Annotated in this window: 10 protein-coding genes and 1 pseudogene; 8 read left to right on the forward strand and 3 right to left on the reverse strand. The window is 48.1% G+C overall.

Features of this window, described 5'->3' with window-relative positions; genetic code table 11:
- Positions 1–159: 159 nt before the first annotated feature.
- Positions 160–1071, reverse strand: coding sequence for a hypothetical protein (locus H8876_RS04890; protein WP_249286779.1), 912 nt, complete (start codon positions 1069–1071; stop codon positions 160–162).
- A gap of 321 nt (positions 1072–1392) precedes the next feature.
- Between H8876_RS04890 and H8876_RS04895 the strand changes: the two genes are divergently transcribed.
- Together H8876_RS04895 and H8876_RS04900 are read left to right on the forward strand one after the other, a co-directional pair.
- The gene (locus tag H8876_RS04895) at positions 1393–1818 is read left to right on the forward strand and encodes a type II toxin-antitoxin system HicB family antitoxin (protein ID WP_249286780.1); all 426 of its coding nucleotides are present in this window, start codon (positions 1393–1395) and stop codon (positions 1816–1818) included.
- 33 nt (positions 1819–1851) lie between these two features.
- Positions 1852–2130 (forward strand): ATP-binding protein, encoded by a 279-nt coding sequence (locus tag H8876_RS04900; protein WP_249286781.1) that lies wholly within the window; start codon positions 1852–1854, stop codon positions 2128–2130.
- A 9-nt stretch (positions 2131–2139) separates the two neighbouring features.
- On the opposite strand, the gene H8876_RS04905 is transcribed toward H8876_RS04900, so the two are convergent.
- Positions 2140–3069, reverse strand: a complete 930-nt coding sequence (locus H8876_RS04905) for an AEC family transporter (RefSeq protein WP_249286782.1) — start codon at positions 3067–3069, stop codon at positions 2140–2142.
- 252 nt (positions 3070–3321) lie between these two features.
- On the reverse strand, positions 3322–4329 hold the full coding sequence (locus H8876_RS04910) for an aspartate-semialdehyde dehydrogenase (protein WP_249286783.1): 1008 nt from the start codon (positions 4327–4329) through the stop codon (positions 3322–3324).
- Between the two features lie 180 nt (positions 4330–4509).
- Between H8876_RS04910 and H8876_RS04915 the strand changes: the two genes are divergently transcribed.
- The 6 genes and pseudogenes from H8876_RS04915 to H8876_RS04940 form a co-directional block, all read left to right on the forward strand.
- Entirely contained in the window at positions 4510–5346 is an 837-nt protein-coding gene (locus H8876_RS04915) for an undecaprenyl-diphosphate phosphatase (protein ID WP_249286784.1), read from the forward strand.
- 15 nt (positions 5347–5361) lie between these two features.
- Complete coding sequence (locus H8876_RS04920) at positions 5362–7950, forward strand: DNA translocase FtsK (RefSeq protein ID WP_249286785.1); 2589 nt, start codon at positions 5362–5364, stop codon at positions 7948–7950.
- On the forward strand, positions 7947–9302 hold the full coding sequence (gene rimO / locus H8876_RS04925; RefSeq protein WP_249286786.1) for a 30S ribosomal protein S12 methylthiotransferase RimO: 1356 nt from the start codon (positions 7947–7949) through the stop codon (positions 9300–9302). Before H8876_RS04920 ends, rimO begins: the two co-directional genes overlap by 4 nt.
- 1 nt (position 9303) lies before the next feature.
- A complete protein-coding gene (gene pgsA, locus H8876_RS04930) occupies positions 9304–9837 on the forward strand; it encodes a CDP-diacylglycerol--glycerol-3-phosphate 3-phosphatidyltransferase (protein WP_249286787.1) in 534 nt (177 codons plus the stop codon).
- A gap of 40 nt (positions 9838–9877) precedes the next feature.
- On the forward strand, positions 9878–11107 hold the full coding sequence (locus tag H8876_RS04935; protein WP_249286788.1) for a competence/damage-inducible protein A: 1230 nt from the start codon (positions 9878–9880) through the stop codon (positions 11105–11107).
- A gap of 333 nt (positions 11108–11440) precedes the next feature.
- Positions 11441–11603, forward strand: a pseudogene (locus H8876_RS04940) (DNA recombination/repair protein RecA); the annotation flags it as partial.

The raw sequence follows: 11603 nt of genomic DNA on the forward strand, positions 1-11603 counted from the left end.
TAAGAGACAGGGCTGATAACTATCCAATATCCGAACAAATACTACTCCGCGGATATTGGGCTTCGCAATGCATACCGTCTTTGCAGAAAAAATAAGAGAGACTGCAGCGCAGATGTGAAAGGTCTGTTGCTGCAGCCTCTTTTTTAGTGGTAGAGATGTTTACTTGTTGATGGCGGTACCGTTGACGTACAGCGTGTAGCCGTTGAAATCGATGTTGCTGTAGTCGGTGTCGGCGTCATCCAGGCTGGTGACATAGCTGTCGCCTGTCAGCTTGATCTTGGATTTTTTATCGAGAGTCAGCTTGATGGACTTGGTACTGTTATCGCCATTGATAGTGCCCGTATAGGAAGAGCCGGATTTCATAGTCATGTCGAGGGTGGAAATAGAGTCGATGACGATGTTTCCAGACGCTTTCTGTTTGGTCATGGTCAGGGTGACATTCCCGCCGTTGGAACCGGATGAACCCCAGGAATCTGCCTGTGCCCGCAGAAAGTTCCCTTCGCTGTCGTTATTGGTAATCGTGTTGTTTTTCAGGTTGATGGACGCTGTTGTGTTGGTAACGTACAGAGTATCGCCTTTGTTGGTTGTGATATCGCTGTTGGTTGCCGTAAATTCCGCCTGTCCGTCCGCTGCATCGCCGCTCATGGACTGATACAGGAAGATGTTCTTGTATGTCGTGGACTGCCCGTTGAGAGTGGTGTTGTCATCGGTCAGTTCACAGTCATTGATGGTGACGGAATTTTTGCCTTCGATGCTGTTTCCGGACTGTCCGCTATTTCCAGAATCCTCCGGCTTAGCTGGAGGCTGTCCACTCTGCTGACCGTTGCTGTCCTGCGTATTCTGTTGGTCGCCGCTTTGGCTGTTGGAATCGCTGGATCCGGATTGATCCGGTGGTGCCCCTCCGCCGCCTGGACCTCCGGAAGAGTCGCTGCCCTGGGACATCTGTGGCATGTCAGAAGCTTGTGCGTGAGACTTTGCATAACTCATGGTGAAAAACATGGAGCCGCACAGCGCCAGCATCACCACGATGGCGACGGCGTTCTTGATCCATCTTTTTGAAATCGTTTTCATATCGTTGATCTCCTTTCAAATCTTGTTGTTCTTCGTGATGGTTGTATCATACGGCAGAATGCTTAAACGAAAATTAAAGAAGCGAGGAAAAGAGAAATTGTTGATTGACATTTATTTACAAATAGAATATAATGGCAGGAGAGAGGCGGAAACTGATGGGGGATTTCAGCGATACGTATTGATTCAACACGTGTTGAGTGGTATTATAAGGGAAAGGATAGGGAAATCCTGTTTCATTGTAGGGATTTAACTAAGGGAGTAGAAAATTCTATTTTAAAACAGGCAAAGCTGAAGTGACTGTTAAAAAGGAGGGTATATAATATGTTAACGGTATATCCGGCATGCATTTATAAGGAAGAATCGGGGTATTCGATTGTCTTTCCGGATTTGAATTATCTGGCGACGTGTGGAGATACGCTGGAGGAGGCTTTGGAGAGTGGGATCGACTGTCTGGCGGGCTATGTGTATTCTGCTAGAATGGAGGGTGAAGAGTTGCCGGAAGCGTCTGATTTACAGGACGTGGATCCGAAGGAGGTCTTAAGAGAAATCGGATCGAAGCCCGGTGAGGGATATGTCAATATGATCACTGTCGATGTCGATTCTTATGCGAAGGAGCATTTTGAAAAACCAGTTAAGAAAACACTGACCATACCGTCATGGCTCAATGAGGCTGCTATATCGCAGAATATTAACTTTTCTGCGGTGCTGCAGGATGCGTTGAAAGAGCGTTTAGGATTGCATCATTGATTGAAATGTATTTTATATACGGGAACTTTAACCATGCGTATTTTAATGATAGAAGATGAATTCAATGTCATTCGGCTTTATAAGGAAAATAAAAAGATCTTCCTTACGGTCACCAATCGCGGAGAAGAAATCCCGAAAGGTGAGGAAGAGAAGATCTTTGAGAGATTTTATCGTATCGACAAATCGCGAAACCGCAGCGAAGGTCGTTATGGCCTTGGACTTGCCATCGCAAAGAGCATCGTAGAGCAGCACAAAGGTCAGATCAGTGCTTCTTCTGCCAATGGTCATACCACATTTTGCGTTCGATTTTAGACGGACTTTTTACAGCTCCATGATGATGGCGAAGATCGGGATCGTGATCAGCGACAGCACGGTGGAGAGGAGCACGCTCTTGGTTGCAAAGGCAGCTTCGCCTTTATATTGCTGGCTGAAGATGGATGCTACGGCACCTACCGGCATAGCAAAACCGATGATGAGTACTTTTTCCAGCATGGAGAAGTTTCCTGCCCACAGTTTGACCACCAGAAGTGTCAGTACCGGAACGATCAGCAGCTTAACAAAGCAGATAGCATAGACCTGGAAGTCTCCTGCGATTTCTTTGAATTTAAGTCCTCCTATCTGAAAGCCGATGCAGAACATGGTCAGAGGTGTGGTGGCGTTACCGATCATTTCTATGGAGCCGCCGATCAGGTTCGGCAGCTGGATGTTCAGCAGGAATAGAACCAGACCGATGATAACGCCGATGAGTCCGGGATTGATAAACTGTTTGAATCCTACTTTAAGGTTTGCGCCTGCGGAAAGCTGGATCAGTAATATTCCTACGGTGAAGATCAGGATGTCGTTGATCAGCTCCACGATGGCGGCATAAAATACAGCGTCGGTGCCGTAGAGGGCTTTGATAACCGGGATCCCGATGAATCCGGTGTTGCCGAACAGCAGCATGAATACAGTCAGGTACTGCTTGGTTTTAGGCAGCTTGATCAGCTTGGCGACAGGGAAGCTGATAGCGAAGATGATCGCCAGGATCAGCAGGCAGACCACCAGTATGTAGGCACTGTCTTTGAGGACCTGCAGACTGAACTTCATCTGCATCGCATCGATGACCAGGCAGGGCCAGGTGAGATTGACGACGATGCTGTTGATCGCGCCGTTCTGATCTTCTGTGAGGATATTTTTCTTTTTAAAGAAGACTCCTGGGACGATCAAAATAAAAATCATGATAAGGGAACTGAGTATTGGCCATACAACCATAAGTGTACCTCCTCGTATGATGTCTTGTTTCGTTCTTGTTCTCTTTCAAATTATATAATAATTTACGTGAAACGCAAGTACGTACTTTTTCGTAAGTATGTATTTTTTTTCTTCTTTTTCAGAGCTGATCAGGGCTTTTATGCAGGGAAAGAACCCTAAAAAAGAAGTGCTACAAACCCAGGTTTATGATTCAAAAGCCTGGAAATTTATAGCACTTGCGAAATTCATATATAGTTGTTTAAGGCAGATCTGCTAGTCGTCCATTTCAGCAACCAGTTTTTCTGTGATCTGGATGGCGTTGGTAGCAGCACCTTTACGGATGTTGTCCGCAACGACCCAGATATTGAGTCCGTTATCCACGGAGAAGTCTCTTCTGATACGTCCGATGTAAACAGCATCTGTTCCGGCAGCATCTCTTGCCAGAGGATATACATTGTGCGCTACATCATCCTGTACCACGATTCCCGGAGAGTTCTTGAACAGTTCCACAACGTCTTCCAGTTCAAACGGCTTCTCCAGTTCGATGTTGATGGATTCGCTGTGAGAGTCGAATACCGGAACTCTTACGGTAGTAGCAGTAACTTTGATATCATCATCACCCAGGATTTTGTGGGTTTCGTTGATCATCTTCATTTCTTCTTTTGTGTAGCCGTTGTCAGTGAACACATCGATGTGCGGCAGGCAGTTTCCTGCGATCGGGTGAGCGTAAGCCTGCAGATGTTCGTCATCTCCGGCAAGACCGTTTTTAAGGTCGTTGATACCCTTTACTCCCGAACCGGATACAGCCTGATAAGTAGAGTAAACAACTCTCTTGATGCCGTATTTATCCTGCAGCGGCTTTAAAGCTACCATAGCCTGGATGGTGGAGCAGTTCGGATTGGCGATGATGCCCTTGTTCCATGCGATGTCCTGCGGATTTACCTCCGGAACAACGAGTGGAACTTCCTTATCCATTCTCCACTGGCTGCTGTTGTCAACCACTGTAACACCGTGGGCTGCTGCGATCGGCGCGAATTTCTCACTGGTGGATCCACCTGCGGAGAAGAGGGCGATATCGATCGGCTTGTCAAAAGAATGCTCTGTCAGCTCTTCGACAGTGTATTCCTTTCCCTTGAATGTCAGTGTCTTTCCTGCGGATTTTTTAGATGCCATCATGTAGATGTTCTCGAACGGGAAGTCTCTTTCTTCCAGTACTTTCAGGAATGTAGAGCCTACAACGCCGGTAGCACCTACGACTGCAATATTGGGTTTTCTTTTCATAACACTGTCCTCCTGTAGTCATATCTTGGGATATTATACTACCGCAAGCCCGAAGATGTAAAGGTATTTCCCTTTTTTTTCGGGATTTACATAAGATTCACAGGAAAAACACATAGGATTTGCCATGGGGCTGTGGTATAATCCATTATGTATGAATAAAAGGCAAGGAGGATTTTAATCATGACGTATTTGCAGGCAATCATTTTAGGCCTGGCACAGGGGCTTTCGGAATTTCTACCGATCAGCAGCTCTGGTCATCTGGCACTGCTGCAGTATTTCTTTGGTGTTGATGCGGAGCAGGTGCTGCCTTTTGCGGTTCTTCTGCATCTGGGCACGCTGATATCGGTATTCATCGTATACTGGAACGATATTGTGGAACTGGTGAAGGAGCTGGGAGCCGTGATCAAAGATATTTTCACGGGAAAGGGACTTCGGGTCAATGCCAATCCAACCAGACGGCTTGGATTCATGATCATCGTGGCGACCATACCGACGGCGATCATCGGTCTGGTGTTCAATGATCTGTTCGCATCTCTTTACTTATCCCTGATCGCGATCGGCACCGGTCTGGTCATAACCGGTGCGATCCTGCTGATTGCCGAGAAGATGGGTAAAAACAATAAGGGTGTAAAGGAAATGAAGTTTCGTCATGCGCTGTTCGTTGGACTGATGCAGGGCGTTGCTATCTGTCCTGGAATTTCACGTTCCGGTTCGACTTTATTCGGTGGCCTGATTTCTGGTCTGAACCGTGAATTTGCAGTGAAGTTTGCATTCCTGATCTCTATCCCGTCGATTTTAGGATCGGTGATCGTGGAAGCACCAGATGCTTTCAAAGCCGGCATGTCCATCGCGCAGATCGGACCGGTCATCGCAGGGGTAGTCGTAGCGGCACTGTCTGGACTGTTTGCTATCAAGGCAATGATCAAGCTGGTTTCCAACAAGAAACTTACGGGATTTACCATTTATGTATGGGCGTTAGCTATTTTCGTGATCGGCTATGCGCTGATGTTTGCGTAGAAAGGTAGTTGTAGTATGGCTGCAAGAAGCAGAAAAAATGCGAAAACAACGAAAAAAGCATCTTCGAAGGAGAATAACAGGCGCACTGCAGGTTCTAAAGGGCGGTCTGCAAAGGGCGCTGCCCAGGAGACTGCCGCAAAGCAGCAACCAGGGGGAGAGCACAGGATCCGCGATGAAATCATAGCGATCATCGTGATCGCAGTGGGGATTTTCCTGGTGATAGCGCTGCAGACATCGGCTGCAGGGGAGCTGGGCCGGGTCCTTTCGGAGTTTTTTAAGGGATGCTTCGGATTTGCAGCCTATTTTTTGCCGTATTATTTCATCTTATACGGCGTGCTGCTTTTTGCAAAAAAAACCATCGGGACAGGGGTCAAGTCTGTCATACTGCTTATAATCATATTCCTGACGCTTTCACTGATCAATTCGGCTAGATTTCTGGATCCCAAGGCATTACGGTATGGATTGAGGGACATTGCATTTCATTACAGCAATGGGATCGTGCTGGACGATGGCGGCGCCTTCGGGATGACTGCAGGCGGTCTGATCGTACAGCTTATCGGGATCCCGGGACTTTATATAATGTCCATCGTGATCATTGTGATCTGTCTTCTCCTTGTAATGAACACCCCGGTCTCCAGATTCCTGGAGGAATTGAAGCTCCGGCAGGAAAAGATGGCTCAGCACAGAGAAGCCAAGCTGAAAGAACGGGAGATGAAAAAGCGGATCAGCATGCAGCAGATGGAAATGGAACTTCACGATGCAGAAACTCTTGGAGATCGGAGGACAGAAAAGGGACGATTGAGCGCAGGACAGAAAAAGATCCTGGGCTACATGAGTGAAGGAAACAAACCGAAAAACGGAGCCTCTGCTTATGATGATATGTTTTATGATTCTCACAAGGATGAACCGGCAGCTGAACCTGTGCTTGATCCGGATGACGCAGTATCGGCGGCAGGCGTCGCTGCAGCTGCGGACGATTTGAAAAGAGCTTCGGAAGAAGTGAAGAAATTCCGCAATACGCCGGTGATCATCGGTGGATTTTCGCCGAAGTCGACAGAAGCGAAGCTGTCAAAGGCCGAAGCTGCGAAGAGCACTTTGCAGGAAGAAGATTTTAATGTATCTGTGCCGACATCGGGAACTTACGAATTCCCGCCGATCGATCTGCTCCATAAAAGCCCTGCCGGAAGCGGGCAGAGCATGGACAGTGAGAGCGACCTGAGGCGAAAAGCAGCGAAGCTGGAGGATACTCTTCACAGTTTCAATATAGACGCGGAGGTTACCAATGTGACCCAGGGTCCTACGGTAACCCGCTATGAAGTGCACCCTAACGTAGGAGTAAAAGTTAGCGGGATCACTAATCTGGCCAATGATATCGCATTGAATATGGAAGCTCGCAGCATCCGTATCGAGGCGCCGATCCCTGGCAAACCTGCCGTGGGGATCGAAATCGAGAACGAAAAGAACAGCATGGTAATGATCCGGGATATCATAGATACTCCGGCATTCCGCAAGGCCAGATCCAAGATCAGTTTTGCAGTGGGCAAGGATATTGAAGGAAACGCTATCGTGGCAGATCTGAAAACCATGCCCCACCTTTTGATTGCAGGATCTACCGGATCAGGAAAGAGCGTTTGTGTCAACAGCATCATTACCAGCATTTTATATAAAGCGACGCCGGAGGAAGTCAAGCTGGTTCTGATCGACCCGAAAGTGGTGGAACTTTCCAACTATAACGGGATCCCGCATATGCTGATACCGGTGGTGACAGAGCCGACCAAGGCTGCAGCTGCTCTCAACTGGGCGGTGGCAGAGATGGATGACCGGTACCGGAGATTTGCAGAAGAAGGCGTGCGGGAAATGGCAAGCTATAATAAAGTAATAAAGGAGCGGGGCGATGAGGATCTGGTGATGGCGCAGATCGTCATCATAATCGACGAGCTGGCTGACCTGATGATGGTCGCCAAATCGCAGGTGGAAGAATCGATCTGTCGTCTGGCACAAAAGGCAAGAGCAGCCGGGATGCATCTGATCGTTGCGACCCAGAGGCCTTCCACAGATGTTGTAACAGGCCTGATCAAGGCCAATATCCCGTCGCGGATCGCTTTCGCTGTTTCCTCTCATCATGATTCTATGACGATCCTTGACATGTCAGGAGCGGAAAAACTGGTAGGAAAGGGCGACATGCTTTTCAATCCGCTGGGAAGCGGCAAGCCGAAGCGGATTCAGGGGCCGTTTATCTCAGACGAGGAAGTAAAGAACGTGATCGACTTTGTAAAGGCTCAGGTGGAGGATACAGAGTATTCCAGCAATGTGCTGGATTCCATCGAGCGGGTGCACACTTCGGGTGCAGGTGGAAACGACAGAGACCAGGAAGATGAATTCTTGCCTGAGGCGATAGAAGTGGTGGTGCAGGCACAGCAGGCCTCTGTGTCAATGCTGCAGCGCAGATTCCGCATAGGCTACAACCGGGCGGCGCGGATCATCGACATGATGGAAGAACGACAGATCATCGGACCTGCAGACGGAAGCAGACCGAGACAGGTGTTGATTTCCGAGGCGGATCTGCAGAACATGAAAGAGAGTACAGAGGATTTAGAACGATGAAGTTGTATATAGAAACATTAGGATGCCCGAAGAATTTCAACGATTCAGAGGGGATCGCCGGGATCTGGGAACGTTCCGGCATGAATGTGACAGATGATCCGGCACAGGCGGATGCCATTTTGGTCAACACCTGCGGATTTATCAACGACGCCAAGAAAGAGTCCATCGACAAGATCTTTGAAATGGCGGATTTTATTGAGAAAGAAGATGATCAGGCGGCAGCAGAAGAGACGGATGCCGAAAAGAAGATACTGATCGTATCGGGATGTCTGTCACAGAGATACGGAAGTGAACTGTTCGATGAAATGCCGGAAGTGGATATTTTCCTTGGAGTCAACGACTATGAGAAACTGCCTCAGATCGTGAAGAATTTCAAACGGGGGCAAAGGCAAAAATTGTTTAGCTGCCAGCCAGAAAAATTCATGGAATTTTCCGCGAGAAAAACGGAGGCAAACCCGTACACTGCGACACTTCGGATCGCAGAGGGATGCAATAATTGCTGTGCTTACTGCGTGATCCCGCAGATCCGCGGGAAATACCGCAGCAGACCGATGGAAAATATTTTGCAGGAAGCGGAAGAACTGGCGTCCAAAGGCTGCAGGGAAGTGATCCTTATCGCTCAGGATGTGACGGAGTACGGCAGAGATCTTTACGGAGAACTTATGCTGGCTAAGCTGCTGCGGAAGCTTTGCAGGATCGAAGGCCTGCGATGGATCCGACTGATGTATTGTTATGAGGATAAAATCACGGACGAACTGATAGAAGTGATGGCTTCGGAAGAAAAAATCTGTCATTATATCGATATTCCATTGCAGCATATTTCGGATCATGTGCTGAGCAGCATGAACCGTCATTCGACGACGGAAAGCATTAAGGATACTCTTTGCAGACTGAGAAAAGCTATTCCGGATATCCACATTCGGACGACGCTGATCACCGGATTCCCGGGAGAGGGGGAGGAAGACTTCGACGAGCTGGTAGACTTCGTGGAAAGTCAGAAGTTTGAACGTCTGGGTGTATTTGCGTATTCCAGGGAGGAAGGTACGGTTGCCGGAGATATGGAAAACCAGATCGATGAAGAGATCAAGCAGGCCCGGGCGGACAGCATCATGCGCAGGCAGATGGATATTTCCCGAGAAGTCAACGAGGAAAAAGTGGGACGCATTTTCGAGGTCCTGGTGGACGGACAGGATGAAGAAGGTGCTTATATAGGAAGAACACAGTACGATGCACCGGAGATCGATAATACAGTGATCTTTCAGGCGGAGCAGGAACTCGTGCCGGGAGATCTGGTGAGGGTCGTGATCACGGATGCATTCGATTATGATATTGTGGGAAGAATGGAGGAGTAACATGAATTTACCTAATAAACTGACCATGGGACGGATCTTCGCGATCCCAGTATTTATTGTTGTATTTCTGATGGGATACCGCTACGTTGCGACGGTGATTTTCATTCTGGCCGCCATTACTGATATGCTGGATGGTAAGATCGCCCGCAAGTATAATCTGGTGACGAATTTTGGCAAGCTGATGGATCCTCTGGCGGACAAGCTGCTGGTCATGTCAGCACTGATCTGCCTGGCGCAGATAGGTGACGTGCCTGGCTGGATGGTCATCATTATTTTAGGACGAGAGTTTATTATTACAGGAATGCGTCAGGTGGCTGCAGCACAGGGAATCGTAATTGCGGCGGGCACGACAGGAAAGATCAAGACGATCACGCAGATGATCGCTATCCCGCTGCTGCTGCTCAATAACTGGCCTTTCAGCCTGCTCAGCTTCAATCTGCCGATGGATACGATTTTCCTGTGGATTGCACTGGTGATGACAGTAGTGTCTGGAACGGAATATATCGTGAAAAACAAGCAACTGTTTTCCATGTAGGTTTTACATATCATTTCATTAGGAAGAAGGCGAAACAAGTATGAAGACTGCGATTTTAAGCGTGGGAACTGAGATTTTATTCGGGCAGATCGTCAACACTAATACGGTGTATCTGTCACAGCAGATGAATATGCTGGGGTTTGATGTGATGTATCACTATACGGTTGGTGACAACCCAAAGCGCGTAGAAGAGATGATCGATCTGGCATTTCAGGATTGTGATCTTATCCTGACTACCGGAGGGCTGGGACCGACTCAGGATGATCTGACAAAGGAAGTGGCCTGCAAAGCACTCGATGATACACTTGTGATGATGGATGATGTTCTGGAGGAAATCACAAAATACTTTAAGACCCTGGGAAGGGAAATGACGGAGAATAACAAGAAACAGGCGATCATGCCGTCCCGTGCCACGGTATTTCACAATGATGCGGGGACAGCACCGGGGTTTGCATTAGAAAAAGACGGGAAATATATTATCTGCATGCCGGGACCTCCGCGGGAGATGAAGCGTATGTTTCAAAAGAGCGTGGTTCCGTTTCTGCAAAGCATGATCGACGGAGCATTGTATTACCGTCAGATCAGGTTCTTCGGCATTGGTGAATCTATGCTGGAGACACAGCTTCTGGATCTGATCGATAACCAGACGGATCCAACGCTCGCTACTTATGCAAAAGAAGGGGAGTGCTCCCTTCGGATCGCATCCAAGCGTGCTACGGAAGAAGAGGCGGAACATGCTGTAGACGAAATGCTTGAGATGGTCAAAGAGCGCGTTGGTCATTATATTTACAGCTGTGATGATGAAGAACTGGCACAGGTGGTAGCCGACAGGCTGATGGAGCAGGGGTTGACGCTGTCCAGCGCGGAATCCTGTACCGGCGGTATGTTCGCATCGACAATGACGGATATTCCGGGAATCTCACAGTGTTTTGACCGGGGTCTGGTGACTTACAGCAATCAGGCCAAGATGGAGGAACTTGGTGTGAGTGCCGAGACTTTAGAAAAGTTCGGTGCAGTCAGCGAAGAGACGGCGCTGGAAATGGTGGAAGGCCTGAAGCGTGTCAGTGGCAGTGACGTCTGCATTTCTGTGACAGGGATCGCAGGACCAGGCGGTGGCTCGGAAGAAAAGCCGGTCGGTCTTGTTTACATTGGTTTCTCATATGGTGACAAAAAGATTTGCAAGAAGATCCAGATGAGAAACGTCAATCGCAGCTGGAACCGTCATTATACACTGCTGTGCATGCTGAATGTGATCTATAGAAATATATGATAGTGATATCGTTGTGATGAGACCCGCACTGTTTGAAAGCCAGGACAGTGCGGGTCGTTTTGTTTTGAATGCAGAGGAATCGAAAAGTCATGGAAGAAAATGGTTGACAGGTGCTGTATGCTGTGGTAATATATGGATACCTCGGACGTCGCAGGCGGGGTTGACAGGAAATACAGCGAAGAGGCGGATGATGTTACAGCTAGTCTGCCCCATAGCTGTATTCCGGAAAAAAGTAATAGAAGAGAACCGGCTTTTCTCGGATTTGGTATTGACCTTTCGGGAAGAATAGGGTATTATAAAAAAGAACAGACGTTCACTATTTGGAGGTTAGAAATGGCGACTAAGAAAAAAGAAGCGAAGACGATCAATACGAGTGAAGATAGAGAGAAAGCATTAAGTGAAGCGCTGGCACAGATCCAGAAACAATTTGGCAAGGGCGCTGTTATGAAACTTGGTGATGATAATCCGATGATGAACATCGAGGCGATTTCGACAG

Origin of the sequence: Lentihominibacter faecis, from assembly GCF_014306095.1 — a bacterium.
In the GTDB taxonomy this organism is placed as follows: Bacteria; Bacillota; Clostridia; order Peptostreptococcales; family Anaerovoracaceae; genus Lentihominibacter; species Lentihominibacter faecis.

Bases quoted from the DNA above. Each gene is read 5' to 3' on its own strand.
- H8876_RS04910 (WP_249286783.1), bottom strand. From the start codon at position 4,329: ATGAAAAGAAAACCCAATATTGCAGTCGTAGGTGCTACCGGCGTTGTA.
- H8876_RS04905 (WP_249286782.1), bottom strand. From the start codon at position 3,069: ATGGTTGTATGGCCAATACTCAGTTCCCTTATCATGATTTTTATTTTG.
- H8876_RS04920 (WP_249286785.1), top strand. From the start codon at position 5,362: ATGGCTGCAAGAAGCAGAAAAAATGCGAAAACAACGAAAAAAGCATCT.
- rimO (WP_249286786.1), top strand. From the start codon at position 7,947: ATGAAGTTGTATATAGAAACATTAGGATGCCCGAAGAATTTCAACGAT.
- H8876_RS04895 (WP_249286780.1), top strand. From the start codon at position 1,393: ATGTTAACGGTATATCCGGCATGCATTTATAAGGAAGAATCGGGGTAT.
- pgsA (WP_249286787.1), top strand. From the start codon at position 9,304: ATGAATTTACCTAATAAACTGACCATGGGACGGATCTTCGCGATCCCA.
- H8876_RS04900 (WP_249286781.1), top strand. From the start codon at position 1,852: ATGCGTATTTTAATGATAGAAGATGAATTCAATGTCATTCGGCTTTAT.
- H8876_RS04890 (WP_249286779.1), bottom strand. From the start codon at position 1,071: ATGAAAACGATTTCAAAAAGATGGATCAAGAACGCCGTCGCCATCGTG.
- H8876_RS04935 (WP_249286788.1), top strand. From the start codon at position 9,878: ATGAAGACTGCGATTTTAAGCGTGGGAACTGAGATTTTATTCGGGCAG.
- H8876_RS04915 (WP_249286784.1), top strand. From the start codon at position 4,510: ATGACGTATTTGCAGGCAATCATTTTAGGCCTGGCACAGGGGCTTTCG.